Here is a 25,557-nt window from a genome sequence, read left to right as displayed (position 1 = left end):
TAAGCGTAAAAAATTAATATCCGGGATTCTGTTTGAGCTGACTGTTCCGGCTGATTTGCTGGGTGGGTATCGGAAAAAGATTATGCTTGTCGGCAGCGGCCGTTACGCCATTCGCCTGCGCGGTGGTGATCAGTCGGTTATGCCGGATCAGGTCCCAGCGGTAATGCCCCTCGCCCACGAATTCCTGTGCGCGCTCTTGCAGCACCGCATCGCGGAATTCTTCCTTCGACAGCCCTTTCAAATCGGGATAAACCTTCGCCGCCTGCTCGAAAGCAGTACCCGCTGCGCGGGCCCGCCGCCGCACCTGGTTGAGCGCCTCGAAAGCCTGGGGCGTCGGCCCGTCGGTTTCATTGGTCGCTTCGGCGTAGGTGAGCAGCATATCGGCGTAGCGTATGAGCGGATAGTTTACGCCTTCTTTAAGGTAGCCGGTGGCAAAATCTATCCGGTGAAACTTGGTCAAAAATGGTGCGTACATGGTAACAGTGTCTCTCACTAACTCCTTAGTGCCATTTTTGTAATAATAGGGCATCTTCTGGCGTACCGACTGCCACTTGCGGTAAGTGTCGGGGCTTTCGGTGAAAAAGGATTTCCGCGCCTGGAAAATGACCAGGTCTTTGAGAATGTGGAACTGCACATTCACGCCGTTGATCGTCTGCGCGGGCGGCCCGAAGAGGTAAATCATCCGCGTTTGGTACATCTGCGAGGTGCTATTGGCATTCCCCCCATGCTGAATGGAGAAAATATGCTCCTTCCCGTTCTGGAAATCGGGGTTATTGATGTTTTCATAATCCTCGAAAAGGCTGAAAACACCTGCGTCCATCACTTTTTTCGCCTCCGCGGCGGCTTCTTTCCATTTGCGCTGCTGCAAGTAGACTTTGGATAGCAATGCGGTGGCCGAAATGGCTGTGGCCCTGCCGGCGGTAATATCGGCCTTGTTCAGCGGGCTAAGCAAGGTTACCGAAGCGTTGAGGTCGCTCACAATCTGCGCATACACCTCTTCCTCCGAGCTTCTGGGCTTAGCCACTTCGCTTAGGTCGGTGGTCGCTTTCACGTGCAGGGGCACGCCGCCGAATATCCGCACGAGGTTGAAGTAGAAGAATGCACGCAGGAACTTCGCCTCGCCCAGCACCTTGTCTTTTCCCTGAAAATCTGCGACCTCCATCTTGTCGATGAGCGTATTAGCGCGGTTGATCACCTGATAGAAATAATCCCAGGCCGTTACGAGTTCCACCGCATCGGGCGTCCACGAGTAAGTATTCCATTCGTTCTGGATGCCCGAACGGTCGCCCGAGCCATTGGCGGAACCCCCGCCGATGAGCGTGAATGCAGTGACGTCGCCCAGGGTAACCCATTGTCCGTCGCGGTAGTTATCGTTCCAGAGGTAATTATAAACCCCGTTCAGTCCCAGTTGCGCCTGGTCGAGGGTTTTGTAAAAATCATCGGTAGGCACCTGGCTGTATACCTTCTCTTGCAAGGAATTTTCACAGCTGCTTCCACCAAGCAGGGCCAATGCGCCGAGGGCAATGGATAAGGCCCGGTGTTTTGTTTTAATAATAGATCGGATCATGTCAATTCAATGTTTTTGCATTAAAACCCAAGCTTGATTTCCACCCGGTAAGTCCGCGACGACGGGTACCCGAACCGATCCATTCCTTTGGTCGTGTTGCTGTTACCGTAAGAGTTCACTTCCGGGTCATAGCCCGAGTATTTCGTGATCAGGGCCAGGTTATCGACGCCGATGCCGATCCGCGCATTCTTGACAAAACTCACAAAACCGGGGATTTTGTAGCTCAGCGACACATTCTGAACGCGCAGGAACGAGCCGTCCTCTACCAGGAATGAGCTCACACGCTGCGGGTGCGAGGCGCTCGCGGCAGGGATGTTGGAATCGGGGTTCTCGGGCGTCCAGCGGTCGAGGCGCTTGGCCGAAACACCTATCCCGTCCTGCACATATTGCTGCGCCGCCAGGTTCAGCACCTTGTTGCCCTGCATCCCGTACACGAACACGTGCAGGCTCAGCGGACCAAACGACAGGTCATTGGTAAGTCCGTAACTGAACTTGGGAAGCGGGCTACCGAGGAACACATCATCTTTTTCGGTGTCGTAAATGCCGTCGCCATTCACATCCTTGTACCGGATATCGCCCGGCTTGGCGGCCGGCATCGTGCCCACCTCCTTGATTTGCTCCTTCGAACGCCAGGTACCGTCATACACCGACCCATAAAACTCACCGACCGAGTGCCCCGGTTGGAGCCGCACCGTGTTTTTGGCGTGCGGGTTCACATTCGCCCCGCCTACCCAGCCGGAGTACAGGTATTCAGCGCCCCCGAGCGACAGGATTTCGTTCTTGTTAAATGATATGTTGAAGTTCGTCGTCCAGTTGAGCTTGCCGTTGGTATTCACGGTGTTGATCCCAAACTCCCAGCCCTTGTTCAACATGGCGCCCGTGTTTTTGAGCACGCTTCCGTAGCCGGTCTGTGAAGGGATCGGCACGTCGAGAAGCAGATCGGTGGTCTTTTTGTGATAGTAATCCACTGTAAAACTAAGGCGGCCATTCAGTACCGCGGCATCCAGTCCGACATTGAATTCACCGGTCTTCTCCCAGCTCAGATCGGGGTTGGCGATATTGGAAGGGAATGCGATGGGCACACGGGCACCGCCGAAAATGTACGAGCTGCGCGTTCCGAACGAGGTCCCGAGCAGCGAAAGCGACCGGTAAACTCCAATGGATTCATTCCCCGTTTTGCCATAGCTCACCCGGAATTTCAGCTGATCGAACACATTCAAATCGCGGATGAATTTCTCCTCGCCCAGCTGCCACCCGAACGCGACCGCCGGAAACACGCCGTACTTGTTGTTCACCCCGAATTTGGAAGAACCATCAGCCCGTACCGAGGCAGTAAACAGGTATTTGTCCTTTAAAGTGTAGTTCAACCGGCCGAGGTACGAAATGAGCGTCCACTCATTCCTATTGCTGCCCGGCGCCTGCGGACTGCTTCCCAGGCCGAGGTTGTAGTACTCGAAAATATCACTCGGGAAGCCGAACGACGAGGCGTCGACGGTTTCGTTCGTTTCCTTTTGGTAAGTAAAACCGGCGAGGACTTTCAGATTGTGGACGTCCGCGAAGGTCTTGGAATAGGTCAATGTGTTCGCATTGGTAAAATTGAGATTGCGCACACCGATCTGCCGGGCCTTGCCATTCGCGCCCGCGGCTGCTTCGGAGCCGATCGGGAAATATTGGTGGAACTTCCAATCGCGGATGTCGGCGCCGAAGCGGATGTTGAGGTCGAGTCCGGGGATAATGCTGTAATCGGCGTAGATGTTGCCCAAAATCCGCATGGTATTGCTCAGCTGCCGGTATTTCTCGGTCATGGTGAGCGGGTTTTCCAGGCCACCGCCCATCGGGAAATTCCGCAAATTGGTAGCCTGGCCAAGCTCATCACGCGCCGGAATGGTGGGCGGGGCTTCATACACGGCGTCCACCACATTGGAAATGCCTTCGTAACCCTTGGTATCGGTCGGCACCACGTTTTCGTCGGTCAACGTAAAGAGCAGGCTCTGCCCAACGCGCAGCTTTTTGCTGATATCCGCATCAATATTAATGGAAGTCCCGTATCGCTTGAAATTCGAACCGGGAATGATCCCGTCCTGCAATGTCACGTTTTCGGCCAGCATGTACCGCACGCTCTGGCCCCCGCCTGAGAACGAGATCTTGAAATTCTGCCGCGGTGCGGAGTTGTAAATTTCGCTCTGCCAGTCAGTACCCTTCCCGAATGCTGCGATCTGCGCCGGTGTGTACACCTGCGACTGCCCGAGCAGCGTCGCGCGCTCGTTCACCTGCGTGGCCCACTGGGTGGCATTCATGAAGTCGAGCTTCTTGCGGATGGTCTGCAAGCCGAAAGCATATTCGAAATCGACGCGCTGCTGGCCTGCCTTGCCCCTTCTTGTAGTGATCAGTACCACGCCATTCGCCGCGCGGGAGCCGTAGATGGCTGATGCAGAAGCATCTTTCAGTATTTGAATGGATTCAATGTCCGACGGATCGATGGAATTCATCGGGTTGGCATTACCGCCAAACGAACCGGCATCGGTGCTGGCGCCCGTCTGGAAACCGCTGCTGATCGGCACGCCGTCGATCACATACAAGGGCGAGCCGCTGGCCGAAAGTGAAGCCGTACCCCTTACCTGCACGGAAATGCCTCCGCCGGGTGCGTGGGAGTTGGTATTCACCTGTACGCCGGCAATTTTGCCCTGCAATGCCTTGTCGGGCGTGTTGATAGAGCCCTGCTCAATGTCCTTGCCTGCAATGGTGGCGATGGCGCCGGTGAGATCTTTCTTGTTGGCGGTACCGTAGCCCACGACGACTACTTCGCTCAATTGCTCGGCGTTCGGCACCAGCCGGACGTCGATGACCGAACGGCTGCCTGCTACAACCTCCTGCTGAACATAGCCAATAAACGAAAACACAAGCGACTGATTTTCAGACACATTATTCAATTCATATTTACCGTCTCCATCGGAAGTAGTACCAACGGACGTGCCTTTCACCACGATATTCACACCGACGAGCGGCTGGTCTTTTTCATCGGTGATCCTGCCTTTCACCGCCTTGTCGACGGGCCTTGTGTGGCGCGTTCCGGGCCGGTACCCGGCCCTACCGATAGCCACTGTGCTGATCAGGAGGAAGACTGCGATCCAGCGGGATGCCGCCCAGCGGGATGCCGCCCAAAGGGGAAAGCGCAGCCATTTACCCCCGGAAGGGTATGATATAGCATTTCTCATGATTTTGTTAAAGCTAAGGTGCAGGCAGTATCATACCAGGTCCACCAACTACCGGAAAGTCGGGACAAAGTATGCTCCGCCAGTTTTAAACACTGTTCGGAATTAGATTTTGAAAAACAATACTTTCCTGATAACCCTATGGCATAGGGCAGGCAACGTTGCTGACGACGTCAGCGGACAAAAACGGGCAAATGGATTCTGCTACCGCTTTCTGGAAAAGCGGGCCAAGTGTGCGTATCAGGCAATCAAGATTAAACGATAATGGTTATACGAAAATATCCAGGTACTTTACTTCCTCGGAAACCGGCATGATACCGTGTTTTTGGAGGCAATTGAAATACATGCTATCACCCGCCTTCAAAAGGTACTCGGCATCCCCCAGCGTCATTTTCATTTCTCCTTCGATCACATAAATGAATTCTTCGCCCTCGTGGGAAAGTTCATGCTGCTTCACCTCCCCTTTTTTCGCTACGAAAAGCATCGGCTGCATTTTCTTCTGATGGTATTCGGTACCGAACGGATAGATGAAATACCCCTTGTCCGTTTTCGTCAGGTTCTGCTCCGCCGTGAGCCTTGCCGTGAAAATGGCGTTGAGCCACTCCTCGGTTTCCAGCAAACTGGAAATGTTGGTGCCCAGCACCTGTGCAATTTTCACCAGTGCGGCCACCGATGGCACCGTCTTATTGTTCTCGATTTTGGAGATCATGCTTTTGGATAAATCGCTTCCATCGGCTACCTCCTGCAATGTTCTTTTCTGGCTTGTTCTTAATATCCTGATCCGGTCTCCGATATTAAGCGTGTTCCCTTCGGCTATCAGCATAATTTCAACCCTGTTTACTTATTTGGCACTTTGTTTCATATCATTCAACAAGGTTGAATGCAAATATATGTGGAAAATACGATGAAGCAAGGAAAACTCTAAATATTTTATGCTTTTGTGCAATTCTTGCTGCATCGTCGCTTTCTTCCTTCGTAATGGGGCTAAAATAGGCTAGTCGGCGCGATTTTCAAATTGTGCGGATAAAGCCGGGAAGGCAATAGAAAGGGATATTTGTTTTACCTGAACCAATAATATAGCCCCGCCATCACCACCCCGATACACGCCCAGCCCAACCAAACCTTGCCGCGGTTGTAATGCGGCTGGGAAGCATAGGTTTCAGCCAGTGTGGGTAAGGATGAAGTAGTCTCCTTTTCGGGGAATAGCAGTGAAATCAAGGCCATAAAAACCATCAGAAAGGCGGTGAGCAGGAACGTCAGCAACATAAAATGCGGCCAGAATGCTTTGTGGGGAAAGTCGGTGAGCTGCATTATGCCCACGCAGAGGCAAAGCGGCGAGCCGAGGTATAATGTAAGGTTGGCGGCGCGGCTGGTGGCCTTTTTCCAGGTTACCCCCATTAAAAATACCGTCGTGAGCGGCGGAGCGAGGTAAGTTCCCACGGCCTGTGAGAGGTCGAAAAGCCCCTTGTCGACGGTCGACAGCAGGATCGACATCATCATGGCAATGGACGACGAACCGATGATCACCACCCTCCCGACAGTCCTGAGCTTTCGTTGCGAGGCATTGGGATCGATGATTTTGGAATAAACATTCAAAGAAAAAACCATGCTGAAAGCATTGATGCCAACGGCTACATCATATATCAATGCGGCGATCAATGCGGCGAGCGTAATGCCCACCAGGCCGACGGGCAGCAGGTTGGCCGTCATGACCAGATACGCGTGGTCGGGATTACTGAGGTTCGGAAACAGAATGTAGCAGTAAATGCCTGGGAGCAGAAAAACGAAGGGTACCAGCGCTTTGAGCGCGGCCATGAGCATGGTACCATACTGCCCATGCCGGATATCCTTAGCCGCAAGGGTTTGCTGGACGATCGTCTGATCGGTACACCAGTACCAAATCCCTACCACCGGATAGCCGAGCAGGACCGCATGCCATGGGTAAACGGGGTCATCGGATGGGCGGAAAATGGTCCAGAACTCCCTGGGCGACCGACTGACCACTTCACTTACCCCGCCGATGCGGTCAATGGCGATTATGCCGACAATGAGTGCCGCTGCCGTCACCACTACGGATTGCAGCACGCCCGTTCGGGCAATCGCGCCGAGGCCACCCGTAGCCGTAAAACTCGTGGCGAGTACCGTAGCACCCACCGCCGCTACCCAGAATGGCACATCGAGGAGCTGCGCGATCACGAGGCCGCCCGTGAGCAGCACAAAACTCACCGATACGATGAGCGTCGAAATCATGGAATAGTAAGTGAGGAAAGTAAAGGAGCGCTGGCCGTACCGCCGCAACAGGAACTCGGGCATCGTGCTCACTCTGGTAGCGAAATAATGCGGCACGAACACCATCGCCAGCAACAGCAGGAACCACCAGGCGAGCCAGTCGAAGTTGGCGGCGACCATGCCGGTGGTGTAGGCCATGCCGCCGTAACCCACGAGCATGACGGGGCTCACATTGCTGCTGAAAATAGACAGGCCTACATTGTACCATTTCAATGACCGACCACCCAGAAAAAGGTCGCTGGCCGTTTCGATCCGGCGCTTGCGGGAAAAGTAAAGTCCTACCCCAACCAGAATGGCCAGGTAAAGCACGATAATGCCGGCATCGATGCCGCTGAGGGCCACTTCTTCGCGCATGGGGCGGTCACAACGTTTTTCTGCGGATCAGTACATTGGGCAGGATCACCTGGATCTTCTGTTTCTGCATGATCGATTGCCCGGCGAGCTTGCCCATCAACGCGAAGTCGGTCGAGTATGTGGTAATGTCGACAAACTCCTTGGCGGGCTCGTCATTGACCGACAGCAGCCCTACGTCCACGCCCATCGTGAATTTCTTACTCTTGCATTCTTTCAGGATCGACCACATGGTGTAGTTATCGAGCGTGAAATAGGCCTTTCCTTTTTCGACTGACCCCGGTACAAATTCGCTGACGATCTGCCCCTGAATGGCATAGTCGTGCAGGAACCGTTTAAACGACGACACTATCTCCTTCGGATCGAGGGATTTGGGGGAATGATAAAAAATGATTTCGCCGAACTCGCGGATCTTGTCGGCAAGTGCTTCGAGCACCGCGTAGGTCGATCGCTCAAATTCCTGCGCGATGTAGCTCACCTCGCCGTCGAGCTGCTCAAACCGGTCGAATATCAGCAGGTTGCTGCGCGGAATGGTTTCCAGGATTTCCTTGGTCCGGCGGTGCGGGATCGGCGCTACCACGTACATGCCGTATTTCCCCTTGATCTGGAACAGGGTACTTTCCAGCACATCGACGCTGCCATGGTGGAAAAACACATCCAGATGCACCTTTGGGCCGAGTTCTTTCCGGAAATTCCGGTAAAAAAGTTCTTCGAATGTATCGAGGTTATACATGATCAGGGCCACTTTCATGAACTGGCTCGTCTGCGCGTTGGTCACGTAGTACCCGATCCTGTTTTTGGATTCAACCACTCCCCTGTCTACCAGTTCGCCGTATCCCTTGCGGATGGTTTCGCGGGAGAAGTTCAGTTCCTGGATCATCTGGTTCACCGACGGCAGCAGGTCGTTCGGTGAAACGATCTTCTGGTCAATCGCATTGATGATCCCTACGACGATCTGGTCGTGTTTGGAATAGGATGTCACTTCCCGCAATTCCTTTATTTTATCAAATATGCTCTCCATTCGGCGGTAATTACTTCGTAAAGCTAAAAACTTAAACCTGTCCCTGCAACGCGCGGCGGCAGGGACAGGGAAATGTACTATTCGGAAAAACGGCTACGGCACACGGGCAACAAGCTGCTGGTTGGCGGGCACCGTCACATCCAGGAACGACACCATCCGCGAACCCTTCACGACCATCTGGCTGGCTTTCCGTCTTGCTCCGTTCACCATAATAAATGGGTGCTTTCCGGCGAACATTACCCGCCATTGCAATGCAGGGCCGGCATTACGCAGCGAGGCGGTTTTCGCACCTTCGGTCACGGAGATTTTCCGTTGCAGCACGGGCAGGTTTTCAATGGTATGGGTATCCGCCGCACGGCCGTTGAACAACGTCGTGATCCGGTTCACGCGCGCATCCGCGTCGATCCCCATAATGCCCTGCACCACACCCTGTACCGCACCATACGAAACCTCGGGGTATTCGCGGCGCTTGGTGGCCGGATCGGTCAGGTGGAGTATCTGGCTACGGATTTGCTCGGGGTAGCCATACTGCCCCAGCACATAGGGGAAATACGACTGGTTTTCCATGTTCCAATCCCGTGCGAGGATCTGGTCGATCGTTTTGCGGGTCCTGGTCGTGTCCTTCAACACATCAAACCAGAGCAGGAACGTCTCGCCTTCGGCATAGCCGAACACGCCTTTGGAAGAGTAGTACGTGAAATACTTATCCTCCTTTTCGCTCCACCATTTGTTTTCGATGTGCCGGCGATACTGTTCGGCCTTCTGGTCGAATGCGGACGCCTCGGCGGTTTTACCCTCCACGCGCAGCATATCCGCATAGGTTTGCATCCCGCGGGAAAGCGAGGCGATCAGGTCGACGCCCATTTTCAAATCGTGTACGCCTTCGGAATAGGAAGCGAGCCCCCGGCAACGGTGAAAGGCATCTTTGTCGTTGTACGCCGCGTGCGCATTCGGGTGAAGCGGCCGCGAGAGCAGCGAATCCGGCTGCAATACCCAGCGCTCCACATATTCGCGGACCGACTTCCTGTGAAAATCGGCAAACTCGGGGCCATTGATGTACCGCTTGTCGCCGGTCCACAAATAGAGTTTCCAGGCAGCATTCATCACATCGAAATTTGCATTGAGATTGTACCAGAACTCATCGTCGTTCCGGTAGTCTGCCGGCGCAGGTTTTCCCTCCTTGTTGATTTCCCAATACGAGCACCAGTCTTTGCTATCGGAAATGTTTTTAGCAAAAAGGGAGAACATATTGCTGTTGGCCTTGCCGAGCCCGAGCATTTCCGCGGCCATACTCTGGTGCGCCACGTCGCGCATACAGAACGCAAACCGCGAAGGTAATGCGGCCTCGTACCAGTCGCCCACCGGGTCGGCGGGGTTGCCCCGGTGGCTCAGCGCCATTTCCGCGGCCCGGTCGAAAGCGGTTTGCAATGCGGCGTCCGTCGACCGGAACTTTAACGTTTCGCTTTGCGCCATGCAGCCGTGATGAAAAGCCGGCTGGAAAGTAAGCCATAGGGAAGCTGCTGCGATGAATCTGATCATTCCTTCTGTTTTTGAATTAAAATGCAATCTTCTGATAAATTCTCCTTTATAAAATATGCGGCGATCAATTATAATTGGGGTTCTGGGTCAATGCAGGGTTCCGCTGCAACTCCGTCCGCGGGATCGGGTAGAAATACAGGGCAGGAAGCCATGTCCGTTTCTGCACGGTAGCCGATTGATAGGTGAATGTGCCGTCGGCCTGTTTGGTAATGATCACGCCCAAAGCATCTTTTGATCCTACCTCGGCCATGCCCCACCGGCGAATGTCAAAATAGCGGTGGCCTTCAAAGCAAAGCTCGATGCGGCGCTCCTGCCTGATTTTGTCCATCAATGCTGCGCCCGATGCATTCACCGGCGGCATACCCGCTTTTTGCGACCGCAATTTGTTCAGGTAGGTAAGCGCTTCACCGTCCTCGCCCAATGCGGCACAGGCTTCCATGTAGTTCAGGTAAATTTCCGAAAGCCTGAAACCGACCCATTGCGAGGCTGCATAGTCCTGCTTCTGCCAATCCACCGACTCATCCACCATCTTGCGGATCACATAGCGCGTCTTGGATGCATTCCAGGGAGAATACGGGCTCTGCGGCGAATCGTCGCCCCCCTCAAAAAACTGCGTGGTGCGGCCTTTGAACAGTTGGTTATTGGCCAGAACCGTCGCGTAAAACCGTGGATCCCGATTCGCATACGGATTTTTCGCGTGCGCGGGATTCGTCCAGCTGAAAGCGGTCCCGTCGGCCATTTCGAATGCATCCACCATTTGCTGGATCACATTGTAGGCACTATACCCTTCATACCCGTTCGGGCTGAGATCGCGGCTTACGGTATTGTACCGGTCGGCTCTTGCCAGGCCGCTGTAAACACGGGCGAAGATCACTTCGGAATTGAAAAAATCGAGGTATGTCTTGTTATACGTTCCATTGGCTGCACTACCGTACAATGCATACGGCGCACCTTTGAAATCGATCACCGCCTTGGCGGCTTCCTTGGCCTGCTGCCAGAGTTTCCTATCCCCCGACGTGTTAAAATAAGGACTCGCCGCGTACAGCAGCAATCTCGATTTCAGAGCCAGCACGGCACCTGTTGTAGCCCGGCCTTTGTCGAGGTCGGCCGAATAGGCTGCGGGCAGCAACTTTCCTGCCTGTTCAATGTCTGCCAGAATGAAATCCTTCGTTTCCGTCCACGAGGCGCGCTTTTCATTGAAGCCCGTGTCGTTGACGTCGTACACTTTGGTAATCAGCGGCACACCGCCAAATCGCTTCAACAATTCGAAATAAGCCAGTGCCCGCAGAAAGTAAACCTCTCCGCGCATGGTGCGTATGGCCTGTGCATTGGAAACCGTATCCAGCTGGCTCACGTTTTTCAGGAACACATTGCAGTTGCGGATGGAGGAGTACAGATCGCCCCAGCGGTTCAGCGAGGATGCGGTCTGGTTGTCCGGCGTGGCTTCGCCCTGCACATAGCTGTTTTCGTTGGTCCAGTTGAAGTTACCGTACAGCTCGTCGGTTTGCGCGCCCCAGCCAAAGCCGCCGTCTTTGTAGGCCATCACCGTCTGGTTGTAAATGCCATTCACAAATACCTGAACGAGGTTCGGATCTGTCCATACGTCGGACTCCGAATACGCATTCTGCGGTTTCAGGTCCAGTACGTCCTTGCAGGAGTTCATGACCAGCATGCCCGTCAAGATGGAAATGCCCGCGAGCAGTTTTCCCGACCAGCCGACCGCGCTTTTCGCAGCCTGGATGCCGGATTGAATTGTATGGTTGGTTTGTGGTTTCATGGATTGAATGGTAAGGGTTAGAAGCTGATATTGGCGCCCAGGTTCACGACACGCTGCTGCGGATAGTAATAGCCCGTGTTGTTCGGCATTTCGGGATCAAAAGACGGCCCGAACTGATCGATCGAGAAGATGTTGCTTCCATTGATATAGATCCGCGCGCTGTGCATTTTGGCCTTTTTTAGCAAGCTGGATGGTACCGTGAAGCCCAGCTCGACGTTTTTGAGCCGTACAAATGCCGCATTGCGCAGCCAGAAATCGGAAGTGAGCGTGTTCACCCCTCTCGATGCGCCGGTAGGACCATTGAAATTACGTGGAAACTGGTTGTCGCCTTCTTTCTGCCAGCGGCCGTCAAAAAACTCTTTCGCCATATTCAAACCCGCCGGCGCGAGGTACGACTGCGCCATGGCCTGGCCCTGTACGAACACCGAGAGGTCCAGGTTCCGCCATGAAAGGCCCAGCGAAGTACCGTAGATCAGCTGGGGCGTCCTGACGGACGATTTCCGCACCTGATCCAGGCCGTTGATCGCCCCGTCGCCATTGATATCCTTGTAACGAATGTCACCGGGAGCAGTGTTGGCCGGGTGCGGGCTGGCGTCGATCTCCGCCTGGTTCTGGTAAAGGCCATCGGATTCATACACGAGCCAGGAATCGATCGGGATATCGGTCTTGCGCTGGTACGACGGCACGCTTGCGGCCTCATCCATAAAAATGACCTTATTGCAGGCAAAAGTGAGGTTCCCCCTGATATTATACCCGAAGCTGTTTCCGATGGTGCCATTATAATAGGCTTCGAGCTCGATCCCGCGGTTCAGCACTTTTCCGAGGTTCTGGTTGGGCAAGGTCAGGCCCGTGTACGCAGGCACCGACTCGCTGCGCGTGATGAGGATGCCCGTGCGCATGGAGCGGAAATAGTCGATGGTAACGCCCAGCCTGCCTTTGAGGAACTGCGCGTCGAGTGCTACGTCGGTGGTGGTAGCTACTTCCCAGGTAATGTTTTTGTTAGGGGTCGGGCCGGGCACCAGCGAGCTTACCTGCGAGGCGGTGGGCCCGAGTGAATAGCCATAACCGGTTCCGAGGAGGTAGGTCTGGATATAGTTGAATGCTGAAACGGCATCGTTACCCGTTTTACCCCACGAGCCGCGCAATTTCAGTTCTGTAATGCTTTTGGAATTGAAAAAATCCTCCTGCGAAATGCGCCATGCCGCCGAAACTGCTGGGAAAAAGCCGTAACGTTTTCCTTCGGGGAAATTCTGCGAGCCGTCGTAGCGCATGTTGTAGTCGAAAAGGTATTTGTTTTTGAAACCGTAAGAAGCCCTGGCAATGAAGTTGTTGCGACCCGTTTGCGCAGCAGTCGAATTGTTTTGCTGGCCTATCAGGCTGCCCGCCGAAAGCTGGTCGAGCGAGTTGCTGAGGAAATTCGAGCGAAACGCGCTGATCTCGTCGGCATTGCCTTCAAAGCGTTCGTAAGCGGCAAAACCTTCTACGGAATGATCGCCAAACCGGTTGTTGTAGCCGAGCCGGATATTCATCAGGTTTTGTTTCAATGTACCGCGTACTTCCGACAAGCTCGGTTTGATGGCCGAGTTGATCTGCACATAATTCCCGGTGGCCGCATCGTAACGGAATGCAGGCGGAGGTGTTTTGGTAAATGCCTTGTTCTTCGAAAAAGTGAGGTCATAGGCATAGTAGCCATCGACGAACACCCCGTCGATCAATTTGGACAGGTCCCATTTGAAATAGGTTTTGGTCTGCAAATAGTCGTTGGTATTCCGGTTATAGCCGGCTTCCCCGCTGGTGACGTACACCATGCTGTTGTTAGGCCCACCGCCGATACCCGGCCCCACGAGCCCATTCGGATACACCGGAACGAGGTACGGATAAGCGAGCCATAACTCCCGGAATATCGCCCCTGCATTGTAGTTGCCTACCGCCGAATTGCGGAATTCGTTGCGGTACAGCACATCCACCCCGATTTTCAGGTTATCGGTAACGGCAATGTCCACGTTGGCGCGGGCCTGCGCCTGCTTGTAGTAAGCCGCGTCTTTTTTGTAAATACCATCCTGCTTCTGGTACTGGCCGGAAAGGAAATAGGTAACCTTATCCGTACCGCCCCGCAACGAAATGACCTGATTGTGCTGCAATGCCTGTTTTTTCATGGTCGCATCCCACCAGTTCGTATTGGGGAATGAGAGCGGATCGGAGCCGTCGCGGAACTTCTGCAACGTTGCGTCCGGCCAGGTGGGATTCTGGCCGATCATCCGGTCGTACTCGTTGGTAGCCAATGCATATTCATACGAGCCCAGCATTTGCGGCACGCGCGTCGCCTGCGTGAGCGACCAGTTGGTACCAATGGACAATACCGGTTTGCCGGCCTGCCCGCGCTTGGTCGTGATCAGGATCACACCATTGGCCGATCGTGCCCCGTAAATCGCCGCCGTGGCATCTTTGATAACCGTAAACGATTCGATATCAGCCGGATTGAGCCGCGCAAAGCCTCCCGAGCGATCGGGAATGCCGTCGATCACGACGAGCGCGCCTGTACTGCCCAGCGTCGCTTTACCGCGGACGAATATTTCTGCATTGTCGTTCCCCGGCTCGCCGCTCCGTGTATTGGCGATCAGGCCCGGCACACGTCCGGCGATGGAGTTGGTGAGGTTGCTCGCAGGCGATTTTTCCAGCTCGGTACCTTTGATCGTCGACACCGAACCGGTGAGGTCCGCGCGGGTTTTGGTCCCGTATCCTACCACCACCACTTCGTCGAGCGCTTTGGTGTCGGCTTCGAGCAGCACATCGAGCTTGCTTTGCTTACCCACCTGAATTTCACGGGGAATATAACCGATGTAAGAAAAGACGAGAACCGCATCGGCGGAAGGCACATTGATCGAAAAATGTCCTTCTGCATTGGTGGACGTGCCGCCATTGGCACCCTTGATGATCACACTCACGCCGACGAGCGGGCCGGACGCATCCGTTACCCGGCCCGAAACCGGAACCTGGGCCCTGACCGCGAGCGCACTGAAAAACAGTGCCACAGCCAGCAGCAGTGGAGAAAAGCGGGTAGAAAAAATCATGTTAAAAAGGGTTATAAAGTGAAACACGAGCTGTTCAGGCCAGCCTCCGGATGCCGCCCGACACAACCACACTGTCTAATTTTTTATCAAAAGAACACAATTTTTAACTAACCTATACTATTCTATACTATTTTAAATAAAAATATTTTTGGAATAAGTCAAAACGCTACCTGAACAGCCATTTTACCATAAATAGCTATTAATAAGTATCATTTAGACACTTTTAGTAGGAAAATTCAATCAAAATAAAACCCTATACTATTCTATACTTTTAATAACCTACCCAATAGGAGTATATACCCAAAGCGAATAGCTGACATTGATATCTGAAAACGAAGATTAACCCAGCACCCCGATAATGGCATCGTAGATATAGTCAAGATCGGCGTCGCTCGTGCAGTAAGGGGGCACCAGGTACAGTACATTTCCCAGCGGACGCAGCAGAATGCCTTGATCGAGCAATGCCGCAAAAACAGGCTTGCATTGGTTGCGGAAATAGGAATCCTTGTCGTCGCTGCCGAGGTTCATGGCCAGAATAGTGCCGCATTGCCGCGCGGAACGGATCTTTGCATGTGTGGCTACGCGAGCGCGGAAGCCCTCGTGCCGACGCGAAATACGGGCAATGGACGCCTGCGTTTCTTCTCTTTTGAGCAGCTCCATACTCGCCAGTGCAGCCCGGCACGCGAGCGAGTTGGCCGTAAAGGAATGGCCGTGAAACAATGTTCCGTATACGTTGTCCGTGCAAAATGCCTCGTGGATGGCCTCGGTACAGGTGGTAACGCCCAATGGCATGGTGCCGCCGGTGAGTCCTTTGGAAAGGCACATGATGTCGGGTTGCCCGGTTAAATGGTTGGCCGCGAACATACGCCCCGTCCGTCCGAAACCGACGAAAATCTCGTCTTGTACCAACAGAATGCCCTTTGAACGGCAATAGCGCATCAACGCATCCAGGTGTTCGGCCTCGTACATGATCATTCCGCCGGCGCCCAATACCAGCGGCTCGTACACAAAACAGGCGATCTGATCGGCATGCTGGTCGATGAATGCATGTATTTCCGGCAGGTTCTCCGCCGTGGGGAGATCGATATGGATCACATCAAAGAGCAATTCGGCAAACGGCTCCGTCCAGCCGCTGCGGCCGCTCACGGCCATCGCCCCGAATGTGTCGCCATGGTAGCCTTGCCGGAATGCCAGGATTTTGGTTTTCTTTTCGCCCCGGTTGTAAGCGTATTGCAATGCCATTTTCAAGGCCACCTCCACCGCCGTGGAGCCGTTGTCGGAAAAGAACACCTTCTGCTGGTTCTCCGGCAGGACGGCCAGCAGTGCCTCCGAAAGCGCAACGGCCGACGGATGCGTAAAACCTGCAAAAATGACGTGTTCGAGCGTACGCAGCTGCTCGTACACCTGCTCGGCAATGTACGGATGGGCATGCCCGTGCAAATTCACCCACCACGACGAGATGGCATCGATATAGCGCTTGCCTTTTTCATCATATAAATAGGCCCCTTCTCCGCGAACGATCGCGACGGCCTCGCCAGCCGTTTTAATGGGCGTGAAAGGGTGCCAGTTCACGGCGCCATCACGCTGCGCCCAGGATAGATTTGGTGTGCTCATGATTTAACAGGATTACCATGTTCCCTGCGCAGCCGGTGGGCCGCACGGGCAATGCTTTGCGGGCTTAATGTTTTGAAGTCGGGGATATCGAGTACCGTTGCCTGGATGTCCGGGTAAGAAAGGATAACCCGCCGGGTGTCCTCGTCGAACGGCCCGTTGAAGATCAGGTATTTCAATGGAATGGACCGGTGTTGGAGGGCCCGAACGGACAGCAGGGTGTGGTTAATGCAGCCGAGATAATTCCGCACCACCAATGCCACATCCACGCCAAGGCTCTCTATCCAGTCGATCACACAAAGGCGGTCATTAATAGGCACATACAAGCCACCGGCACCTTCTATGATCAGGTGGTTCGAGGTTTCGGGAAGGACGAGGTCTTCGGCGGCAATGGACTTCCGCTCTTTCCGCGCCGCCTTGTGGGGTGACGCGGCCAGTCGCAACCGGATGGCCTCTGCATGTGTCACAATATCGTCACTGGTAAGCCGCGAAACCGTCTTCCGGTCGGAGTGGCTAAGGGTACCCGCTTGCACGGGTTTCCAATAATCGGCTTTGAACCATTCCGCGAGAACGGCGGAGCAGACTGTTTTTCCCACATCCGTTCCGATTCCGGTAACGAACAAGGTAGTCCTATTCGGCGTCATAAAATTCTTTTAGCAAGTCGGTAAGTTGTTGGATTTCCGCATGGGTATTGAATGCGTGCAGGCTCACCCGCAGGCGCTCGGAGCCGCTTTTCACCGTAGGCGGCCGTACCGCGAACGTGTACAGCCCCTGCGCTTCGAGCGTTTCCTTCGCGGCGGCCAGCCTGGCAATACCCGGGCAAGGGATCGCCTGGATCGGGCTCCCGGCACCCGAGAGCGTTGGTAGTCCGGCTGCGGAAAAGTACCGGATCCGGTTTTGGAGGTCCTCGCGCAGGTGCGGGTTATTTTGCAGGAAAATGTAGTTGTTCCGGATAGTGGCCGCGAAAAGATCGGGTAGGCCCGTGGTATAAATGAATGGGGCCGCGAAATTGATCAGGTAGTCAATCACTGTTCCATGGGACAAGATGGCTGCCCCGTGTGCGCCCATTGCTTTTCCGTACGTAACCACGGTCGCGAATACGCGTTCCTGTAAATGCCCGTCGCACACGAGCCCATGCCCGAAAACGCCCATCGCATGCGCCTCGTCCACAATCAATGAGGCCCCGTAACGCTCAGCCAGCACCGCCAGGTCGTGGAGCGGCGCAAAATCACCTTCCATCGAATACAGGCTTTCCACGGCGATCCAGCATTTGCCCTTCGTTTTGGCAAGCCGGCTTTCCAAATGACCCAGGTCATTGTGCTGAAACCGTATTTTGCCGGCAAATGAAAGCCGGCACCCATCCAGCACCGAACGGTGCACAAACTCGTCAAGCAGGATCGTATCGTTCCTTTTCGGGAGGCAGGAAAACAATGCCAGGTTGGCCATATACCCCGACGGAAACAGCAGTGCCCGCTCCGTTTGGTGTTCTGCTGCAATAAAATCCTCGACCGACAAGGTCAATGCCGAGTTCCCACTCACCAGCCGCGAGCCGGTGCCGCCGCGGAGCCATTGCGGATTATCATGCAGGGAAGCCAGCAGCATTTCGTGGCAGGCATTGTTAGAAGCAAGTCCCAGGTAGTCATTGGAATAAAAATCGGCACCGGGCTGGCGCATCCGGAGCTTCCGCAGGATTCCCTGCTCCTCCCGGTCGGAAAGGGCCTGAGACAAATGTGCCTGCACATCGTCACGCATCGGCCAGCTCGCTTTCCAGGCAGCTTAGCCATTGCTTAAACAGCCCTTCCTCCATTTGCTGCAATACTTCCGCGTGTGCCTGCCAGTCATCCGAGAATTGGCTCAGCTGGGAAGTCATTTCTTCCAAATGCCCCTCCTCTTCCGCGATAATCGACTTTACAGTCACCGAGTGGGAAGCTGCCGATAGCGCACGCTGGTAAACAGGGTACAGTTCATCCGCTCTTACCTCAATGAGATAGGTCACAAACAGGTAGGCCGCATAGCGAAGCCGCGCACCCTCCAATCCGAATACGCTTTTGATATACCTGCTGCATTGAATATCCAGCATGGCGAGGTATTGCCGGGTGGATACCGCCGCAAACAGGTAGGCATCCGAATAGTCGGGGCAGGTTGCCGGAGCGAGTTTTGAGATTTGCTTCTTTAAAATATAGGCATGCCTGTGCTCCTCGGCCGCGTGTTTCAACTGAATGATTTCTACCTGTGTACGGTCTTCGCAAGCGGATATCTTTCTCGCGCCGGCGTTTTCCAGATATGAGAGCGTATTCAGCCAGCGGGCATGCAGATGGTCCTGCTGTACTATTCGTTGGATCAGGTTATACATAGCTTATTTTTTTGCCAAAAGTATATCCCCACCGGACGCTCCGGGTGTACCGGTTTTGATTTTAACGGTAGTCCGGAGCTATTCAAAACAAAAGGGGCAAGCCCGCCCCACCGGCGAACTTGCCCCTTCATTGCATATGCCATTGCCGGCAGGTATGCCCCTACTCGACCACCAGCCAGGTATATCCCTCGGCGGGAATCTCCACTTTGTAGTCAACCTCGTAATTCCGGCCTACCTTATAGGATTGCGCTGCGCCTTCCTTCACACGAATTTTCACCGATTGATCCTTACCCGTGTAATACACAGGCAGTTTCACATTCCGGGTTATCTTTTCGCCGGTCGGATTATACAGCATTACCAGCCCTTTCACGGGCAGTTCCGGGTTCACGTGCATGATACCGTCCCAATCGCGGCCATCGGCGCGGCGCAGATGGATAATGTCGGAATTGAGGATGTCGCGGTACTTTTTATACCAGCTCACCACATTGCTCACGGCCTTTTTCGTCTCATCGGTATCGTACAGGCGCGGGCCGCGGTAACAAGCCTGCACGCCGGCACCATAATATTGCATCATCAGTTGCTCGTAGGCATCCAGGTGTTCCGACAGCGGTTCCAGCACGGCCTCAGGTCCGCCGCCCTGGTATTTGGTCAGCGGCACAAAGCCCCATACCATCGAAGGCGTTTCGTTCCAGGTCGCATCGAAGATATTCTGGCGGTTGAGGATCTTCTGCTGCTCGCGCGGAAGCGAAAAGTTCACCTCGCGGTAACCGAGGCCTACTTTGTTGGTCCCGTCGAGGAAATACCAGTCGGGCGCATTTACATAAATACCGTTTGCGGCGCACCAGTGGTACAGGCCTTTTTGCAGCGCCATTTGCTTCCATTGCGAATCAGCCAGGCCTTCGTGGCCAGGGTGCGAGGTCGACGCGCACACATCGCCCGGGTAAGGCCCGTCATTTTCAAAAATATCAAAACCCGTGTGGCTCATGAATTTTTTGAGCTTGTCCAGGTAAGCCAGCCCCCATTTGCTGCCGAGGCAGGGCGCATTGCCGAAGAATGCACCGCCGGTTTTCCCGGTTTTAGGGTTAATCACATCATCTTCCTCGCTGATTTTCCGCGAGCTGAAAAGCGAATAGCTGCCGATCAGGACTTTCTTACTGTGGGCGTAGTCGGCCAGGTCCTTCCATTTTTTGAGGTTTTCGGCCGAAATGTCCTCCATATTGCAATGGCTCCCGAAGCTCAGGATCAACGCCTCATAACCGGTCGCGGCGCATTGGTCGATCGCCGTACGAACCTGCTCGTCGTTTTTGCTCACGAGGTGCATAAAAATCGGGTTAACCGTCGTCCAGGGCGCGATAGTCCGGTACATTTTACGCACGGCCATTCCCTTGCGCTCGCGGTCGTAGCTGTCCATCAGGAGCTCATACGTGCGGATCGATTCCAGCTTTTCACCGGCTTTGAGGCGCGTTCCCACCGGCACTTTCGGGTGTACTTCGAGCAGGCAGGGGGTCTGGTAGTCGTAGTTCACCTGGGAGGTGTAGCTTTTATCCACTTTCCAATGCGTCGCCTGGTCGCTGAGCCCGTAGCGCATGGAATTATTGAATGCAAAGTTATTTTCAATGTACAAACCATTCGGCTTGGCCATTTCTTCCGGCTTGCCCACTACGGCACTCTCCTCTTCCGTCACGGCCAGTATCTCGTTCACAACCTGGTCGATCATCACATCGCCCTTGCTTTTATTTTCGATCGTCACCCATTTGGATACCAGCGGGATGCCGTCGAAAATCGCGTAATGCACGTACACATCCATGCCCGCCAGCGCAGGCAGCGACGAGCCGAAACGAAATGCGACTTCGCTGCCGGTTGCGTTTTTCTTGCTTCCAGCCCACATCGTTGTCTTCCATTGCAGGTAAGGCGTGATGGGCGAGATTTTGAAATCGACGTAGTGAAAGGCACTGTCCGACACTTTCAGCTGGTCGATCCACTGCGGGAGCAGGTATGCATTCTCTTTTTGGCCGTACAAACCGCCCACATTGTAAGCGACGCCATTCAGGACCACTCGCGCCTCGGGTTTCACCGCGCGGAGCAGCTGCTGGCCGTTGGTCAGGTTCTTGTACTCAATGCAGGCCAGGTCGGGTTTCAGGCGGAACACTCTCCGCACCAGGCCATTGGACATTACAATGTCGCTGCCATTGGCCGACTGATCGATGCGTGCCTTGGCCGGGCCGGGTTGAACAAGCCAGTCGGACGCCACGGGGGCCGCAGTTTGCGCCCGGGCGGTAAAACTCAGCAAACCGAGGGCTAAAAAAAGGTATTTCATAAAAGAAAAGGTAATTGATTAAGGGGTTTTAAAGGGTTACTGATTATCGCATTCTCAGGGGATAGGTTTTTCAAAAGTAGTACTTCCCAACGTAAGCCGCACGGTTTCACGCCGGGTACTGTTGGTGATGGGCCATAGCAAATTCTTTCCGGCAGATTTGAATACAGGTGCTTTTACCTTCCGCTCGGCGAGCAGATGGCTTTCAAACTCTGCCTTTCCTTCATACGAAATGGTGATACGCCGGCCCTTGTAGGGTCGCAGGTCAAATGCCTGCATAGTCCACGGCCTGGCCTTTCCACTGATCATCCCCGCTTTGGCATAGCTGGCAAATTTGTTGATGACCGATTTGGAGCTTCTGACCGGTGAAACCGCCGCTCCGTTTATTTGAATCACCGGCACATCCGGGTAACCGATCAGCAGCAGATCGCAGCGGCCGCCCAGGTCGGCAGGCACCGTCAGGGTGGTTTCCGTTTCACCGGTGGGTTTATGTATATTATTCCAAACAATCTTACCCGCTGATTGGGCTGCCTGCCCCGGCTTTCCTTTTTGAAATGAAAATGCCATGGTAGCGTAGCCCGGCAGTTCGACAACGATCTTTCCGCCCGACTGAAATGCAACAGGATAGGCATCCTGGTAAGGGAATAGCACAGTAGCGGCGTAGCTTTCGCCCTTTTTTTGATAAAAACCCGCCTGCGCATCGAACGGGACCACAAGTTTTTGTGTGGTAGCGCCAGGGTTACGGGCTACCAGCATGCCCCTGGCGCCATGCCAGCCCATATAACCGTAGGTCTGGCCTTCATCGGGCCGCCCTCCAACGTACGCGGTATTATTGAGTATTTCCCTGCTTTCCTTCGCCCAGTTGTCGACGGTGCAAAGTGCCTTCCATTCGTCGGGTTTCAGGGCGGAGGGGGTAATGTACCATTCTTTCAGCAGGGTACCGCGGCCGTAATGCATCAGCACGTGTTCCAGCCAATCCTGCAAACCATCCTCCTTGCTTTCCATCCGGCCATCGGAGCTTTTGATGATCCCGTGGGTCATGAGGCGGGAAATGGGCACCAGCGGGCGGTCGGCAGCATTCCCCCACATGCGCCAAATGTACGTATCGCGGTCGGTGGTGGCCATGGCGCGTGTAGAGATCTCGGGCCAGTTGCCATTGGTGCCGTCGTCGCCGGCGAGCATCCACAGGTAATCGCCGTACATGAGCCACCAGGGCGAGAACCAAACCCAGTTTGTCAGGTTTTGCAGGATATCCGGCTTCACCTTTCGCGTGGCCAGCAGTACTCCGATGGCCGCATCCAGGTTGGCCTCGTGCCCGTGCCTGTCCGTAGCCGGGTGCCCGTTGCCTTCGCCGGTGTCGCTGAGCTCATTAAAATCGTGTTTGTAGTAAACCGCCCCCGTTTCTTTCACAATAAAAGGCACCTGTCGGAGCAGTTCCCGCTTGTAGGCGGGTGCCGACAAGCTGTAATACCGGTTGTATTGTTTAAAATATGCGTTGGGAATAGCCTCGCGGTAACCGTTGCCGATACCCCAGTCTATATGATTGTTATAGCCATTCAGCGAGAGCCAGAAACCAAAGTCGACGCCTGCCGCTTTGAGCTTGCTGCTGAGCGATTTAACATCCGTCCAGCCATTGGGAAAATACTTGGACGACGGCTGCCAGATCGATTTCCGATCCTGCCAGCCGTCGTCCACGACCATGGCATCCAGCTTCACACCGTAAGGCTCCGTAGCAGCGCGGAATTCTTTGTAAATATCCACCAGCGCATTGCCGCTCAGGTCTTTGGCCCGCGGCTCGAACCAGTTGTTGTAATGCAGGAATGACCGCGGCGCTTTCCACACCGTGGTCAGGTATTGCATGAATGCCTGTCGGACAGAAGTGCCCGCTTCCGCGAACCCGCACACGGCAGTCTTACTTTTAATACTGAAATGGACAGAATCGGTGGTAACGGCGTAGCCGGGGAAATGCATCAGCCTCACCAAACCCGTTTTCGCAGCGGGCTCAACATCCCTTCCTTCCAGGTCGATGAAACTGTAATTCCCGACTTTCTCGTAATGCCTTGCATAGTCGGCAGGCGTATTGCCATCGGTATGGCGGCTGTACCCGGCGGGATATTCGAGGCCGGTAAACCATTTATCCCCGATGAAAACCGGTTCTCCCCTGCCTCCTCCCGCCGCCGGGCTGGTCACTGTGAACCGCTCCACTTCCAGCCGGTCGACCGTGGCCGGCGCTCCGGCGGCAAATTCCATGGTCAGACTTTTGCGGATGTGCGGCTGCCCTTGAATGGCGAAATAGGTCACAAGGAGTTTTTCGGGAACGGCGGGTTTACCCTTGCCAGCCGGTTTGGGGCGGTAGGAAATTCTGACAAAACTTGTATCTGCCGAGCGCGAACTGACCGGCTGACCGTCGGCAACAAAATCGCTGATCGTAAAGCCTTTTTCCGCCTGCATCGGGAGGACGTGAAACTCATCGCTCTGCGTAGCCAAAGTGACTTTGCCGGATGCATCCGCGAAACGGATCGTACGCCATGCCTGCCCGTCATAGGTCAGCACGCGTTGTATTTTGTCATTTCGAATAACCAGCTCCTGCGCGAAGGACAATGTGGTCACGCTAAGAAATATGCCCGCGAGGATTCCTCTCATCATGCCTGGAAATATTGGTAAAAAAAATTAAAATCCCGGACATCGCGCATGAGCGCCGGTCCGGGATATTGGTTGATGGTTACATGCCTTCCAACGGGTCGAAAGTACCGTCGCCCCAGCCTTTGGTTTGTTTCAGATTGGCATTTCCCTGCATGGTAGCCGTGCTGAGCGGTAGGAAATACATGTTTTCATTATAAACCATCGGTGCATTGTCGCGGTCGTAGAGCGTGTAGGTAAACCCGCCCGGTTTCGAAGCGTCGGTGTTGAGGATCATCGCGTGGCGTTTGTCCTTACCCGTCATTTTGAGGTGCATTAACCGCCATCTCCGCAAATCCCAGAGCCGTTTCTGTTCGAATGCGAATTCGATATAACGCTCATCCTGGATTGCCTGGCGCATCTCAGACTGTGTCATCGAAGGATTGAGACCGTACAATTTCCCCGCAAGAGAAGCATCTCCGGGTGTGGTTTCGTCGATACCCGCGCGCTTACGAATCTGTTTGAGTACATCGAATGCCTCCGGCAGCTTGTTGAGCTCCATCGCAGCCTCGGCGTAGTTCATCAGCACTTCGGCGTAGCGCATATCGATGTAATCCGTTCCCGAGATCTGCGAATTGGTGATATCGAGCGACTCGTCGATTGCCTTTCTCGAATAGTAGCCGGTGAGCGTACCATTTGACTTCCCATAAGAATAACCGTTCCCCGAAGCATCCGCATTGAGTGCCATGGTTCTACCCAGGTAAGTCGCGCCATTGTAAACAATTGTGGCATAGAACCGATTATCACGGTTTTGCCAGCTTTTAGTTACGTCGCCCACGTATTGGGGATCGTTCCAGGCGGTCTTCTTGCCGCTTTTCAATGGGAATGCGTCCACCATTTCCTGCGTAGGATGGCAACCGCCTGTCGCATTGGCCGTAAAATCGATCGGTCTTACGGCCGCGTCGCGATTCTGCGTACGGCCGGAGGGGTTCAGGTAGCGGATCGCGAAGACGACCTCCTTATTCATTTCGGCCAGGAACAGGGCGGCATTGCTGTAAGTATCGACTAACCCGGCACCTTTGGACGAAAGGTAGGTTATGGCCTCTTTATTGGCATCGTAAGCTGCCTGCCAATGCGCCGGATTGTTCGTCGGGTTGAATTGCGGGCTGGCACGGAAAAGCAACACACGTCCCTTCATCGCCAGGGCCGCCCCTTTGGTAACACGGCCCAGATCGACCGCCGGATATGATTCCGGTAATTCCCCCGCCGCAGTATTCAGTTCCGACAGCACGAAATCGAAACATTCCTTCGTGGAATTGCGAGGCACACGCAGGTCGTCGTCGCGCTCCTGAGCCATGGTAACCAGCGGCACGCCGCCATACCGTTTGATTATTTCAAAGTACACGAATGCCCGTATAAACCGCACCTGGCCTTTCAGCGTCTTTTTCACGGCCTGGTCGATGGTACTCGACGGCTTATCGATCTCCTGCAAAAACAGGTTCATCTTGCGTATGTCGGCATATGGCCAATATGCAGGCCCACCATTGTCGATGGTAGTCGTCCCCGAAATCCAGCTGCTGCTGCGCGAAGCTTCGTCCGTTGCATCGGCCAGCGTCACATCCCAGGAGGGTACGGACAAGTAAATGTTGTTCACAAATGCCGTAGCCAACACAGGGTCCGTCCAGACGTCTCCCTCGGTAACGGCCGACAGGTTCTTTTTATCCAGCACATCCTCACAGGACATCAGCCCCAGCGAACCGGCCAGCATTATAGCACACAGATATTGATATGTTTTCTTTCTCATTTTGTCTAATTCTTGATCAACTGAAACAT

15 protein-coding genes are annotated in these 25,557 nt (G+C 54.3%); all 15 read right to left on the bottom strand.

Annotation, left to right across the window (positions count from 1 at the left end; all coding sequences use genetic code 11):
- Positions 1 to 13: 13 nt before the first annotated feature.
- Entirely contained in the window at positions 14 to 1,567 is a 1,554-nt protein-coding gene (locus J2Y43_RS10950; protein WP_309982309.1) for a RagB/SusD family nutrient uptake outer membrane protein, read from the bottom strand.
- Positions 1,568 to 1,587: 20 nt separating this feature from the next.
- Positions 1,588 to 4,782 (bottom strand): TonB-dependent receptor, encoded by a 3,195-nt coding sequence (locus J2Y43_RS10945; protein WP_309982307.1) that lies wholly within the window; start codon positions 4,780 to 4,782, stop codon positions 1,588 to 1,590.
- A gap of 265 nt (positions 4,783 to 5,047) precedes the next feature.
- Positions 5,048 to 5,602, bottom strand: a complete 555-nt coding sequence (locus J2Y43_RS10940; RefSeq protein ID WP_309982305.1) for an XRE family transcriptional regulator — start codon at positions 5,600 to 5,602, stop codon at positions 5,048 to 5,050.
- Positions 5,603 to 5,838: 236 nt separating this feature from the next.
- Positions 5,839 to 7,422, bottom strand: coding sequence for a sodium:solute symporter family transporter (locus J2Y43_RS10935; protein WP_309982303.1), 1,584 nt, complete (start codon positions 7,420 to 7,422; stop codon positions 5,839 to 5,841).
- A 7-nt stretch (positions 7,423 to 7,429) separates the two neighbouring features.
- Positions 7,430 to 8,440, bottom strand: coding sequence for a GntR family transcriptional regulator (locus J2Y43_RS10930; RefSeq protein WP_309982301.1), 1,011 nt, complete (start codon positions 8,438 to 8,440; stop codon positions 7,430 to 7,432).
- Positions 8,441 to 8,533: 93 nt separating this feature from the next.
- Positions 8,534 to 9,979 (bottom strand): hypothetical protein, encoded by a 1,446-nt coding sequence (locus J2Y43_RS10925; protein WP_309982299.1) that lies wholly within the window; start codon positions 9,977 to 9,979, stop codon positions 8,534 to 8,536.
- Between the two features lie 64 nt (positions 9,980 to 10,043).
- Positions 10,044 to 11,756, bottom strand: a complete 1,713-nt coding sequence (locus J2Y43_RS10920; RefSeq protein WP_309982297.1) for a RagB/SusD family nutrient uptake outer membrane protein — start codon at positions 11,754 to 11,756, stop codon at positions 10,044 to 10,046.
- Positions 11,757 to 11,773: 17 nt separating this feature from the next.
- Positions 11,774 to 14,827: a TonB-dependent receptor gene (locus J2Y43_RS10915; RefSeq protein ID WP_309982295.1), complete on the bottom strand. Its 3,054-nt coding sequence runs from the start codon at positions 14,825 to 14,827 to the stop codon at positions 11,774 to 11,776.
- A gap of 339 nt (positions 14,828 to 15,166) precedes the next feature.
- A complete protein-coding gene (gene bioA / locus J2Y43_RS10910; RefSeq protein ID WP_309982293.1) occupies positions 15,167 to 16,441 on the bottom strand; it encodes an adenosylmethionine--8-amino-7-oxononanoate transaminase in 1,275 nt (424 codons plus the stop codon).
- On the bottom strand, positions 16,438 to 17,082 hold the full coding sequence (gene bioD, locus J2Y43_RS10905; protein ID WP_309982291.1) for a dethiobiotin synthase: 645 nt from the start codon (positions 17,080 to 17,082) through the stop codon (positions 16,438 to 16,440). The genes bioA and bioD overlap by 4 nt, the downstream gene beginning before the upstream one ends.
- Entirely contained in the window at positions 17,069 to 18,190 is a 1,122-nt protein-coding gene (locus J2Y43_RS10900) for an aminotransferase class I/II-fold pyridoxal phosphate-dependent enzyme (RefSeq protein ID WP_309982289.1), read from the bottom strand. The genes bioD and J2Y43_RS10900 overlap by 14 nt, the downstream gene beginning before the upstream one ends.
- Positions 18,183 to 18,791, bottom strand: a complete 609-nt coding sequence (locus J2Y43_RS10895; RefSeq protein WP_309982287.1) for a hypothetical protein — start codon at positions 18,789 to 18,791, stop codon at positions 18,183 to 18,185. Before J2Y43_RS10895 ends, J2Y43_RS10900 begins: the two co-directional genes overlap by 8 nt.
- A gap of 160 nt (positions 18,792 to 18,951) precedes the next feature.
- Positions 18,952 to 21,108 carry an alpha-galactosidase gene (locus tag J2Y43_RS10890; RefSeq protein ID WP_309982284.1) on the bottom strand — a complete coding sequence of 719 codons (2,157 nt, stop codon included), beginning with the start codon at positions 21,106 to 21,108 and terminating at the stop codon, positions 18,952 to 18,954.
- 54 nt (positions 21,109 to 21,162) lie between these two features.
- Positions 21,163 to 23,751: a hypothetical protein gene (locus J2Y43_RS10885; protein ID WP_309982282.1), complete on the bottom strand. Its 2,589-nt coding sequence runs from the start codon at positions 23,749 to 23,751 to the stop codon at positions 21,163 to 21,165.
- Positions 23,752 to 23,827: 76 nt separating this feature from the next.
- A complete protein-coding gene (locus tag J2Y43_RS10880) occupies positions 23,828 to 25,528 on the bottom strand; it encodes a RagB/SusD family nutrient uptake outer membrane protein (RefSeq protein ID WP_309982280.1) in 1,701 nt (566 codons plus the stop codon).
- Positions 25,529 to 25,557 lie beyond the last annotated feature (29 nt).

The organism is Dyadobacter sp. BE31, from assembly GCF_031457695.1.
In the GTDB taxonomy this organism is placed as follows: Bacteria; Bacteroidota; Bacteroidia; order Cytophagales; family Spirosomataceae; genus Dyadobacter.
Note: the sequence above shows the minus strand (reverse complement) of the source record. Positions and strands in the feature narration are given on the sequence as shown.

Coding starts and splice junctions, on each gene's coding strand:
- J2Y43_RS10950 (WP_309982309.1), bottom strand. CDS start 1,567: ATGATCCGATCTATTATTAAAACAAAACACCGGGCCTTATCCATTGCC.
- J2Y43_RS10925 (WP_309982299.1), bottom strand. CDS start 9,979: ATGATCAGATTCATCGCAGCAGCTTCCCTATGGCTTACTTTCCAGCCG.
- bioD (WP_309982291.1), bottom strand. CDS start 17,082: ATGACGCCGAATAGGACTACCTTGTTCGTTACCGGAATCGGAACGGAT.
- J2Y43_RS10945 (WP_309982307.1), bottom strand. CDS start 4,782: ATGAGAAATGCTATATCATACCCTTCCGGGGGTAAATGGCTGCGCTTT.
- J2Y43_RS10940 (WP_309982305.1), bottom strand. CDS start 5,602: ATGCTGATAGCCGAAGGGAACACGCTTAATATCGGAGACCGGATCAGG.
- J2Y43_RS10885 (WP_309982282.1), bottom strand. CDS start 23,751: ATGATGAGAGGAATCCTCGCGGGCATATTTCTTAGCGTGACCACATTG.
- J2Y43_RS10890 (WP_309982284.1), bottom strand. CDS start 21,108: ATGAAATACCTTTTTTTAGCCCTCGGTTTGCTGAGTTTTACCGCCCGG.
- J2Y43_RS10880 (WP_309982280.1), bottom strand. CDS start 25,528: ATGAGAAAGAAAACATATCAATATCTGTGTGCTATAATGCTGGCCGGT.
- bioA (WP_309982293.1), bottom strand. CDS start 16,441: ATGAGCACACCAAATCTATCCTGGGCGCAGCGTGATGGCGCCGTGAAC.
- J2Y43_RS10900 (WP_309982289.1), bottom strand. CDS start 18,190: ATGCGTGACGATGTGCAGGCACATTTGTCTCAGGCCCTTTCCGACCGG.
- J2Y43_RS10935 (WP_309982303.1), bottom strand. CDS start 7,422: ATGCGCGAAGAAGTGGCCCTCAGCGGCATCGATGCCGGCATTATCGTG.
- J2Y43_RS10915 (WP_309982295.1), bottom strand. CDS start 14,827: ATGATTTTTTCTACCCGCTTTTCTCCACTGCTGCTGGCTGTGGCACTG.
- J2Y43_RS10895 (WP_309982287.1), bottom strand. CDS start 18,791: ATGTATAACCTGATCCAACGAATAGTACAGCAGGACCATCTGCATGCC.
- J2Y43_RS10930 (WP_309982301.1), bottom strand. CDS start 8,440: ATGGAGAGCATATTTGATAAAATAAAGGAATTGCGGGAAGTGACATCC.
- J2Y43_RS10920 (WP_309982297.1), bottom strand. CDS start 11,756: ATGAAACCACAAACCAACCATACAATTCAATCCGGCATCCAGGCTGCG.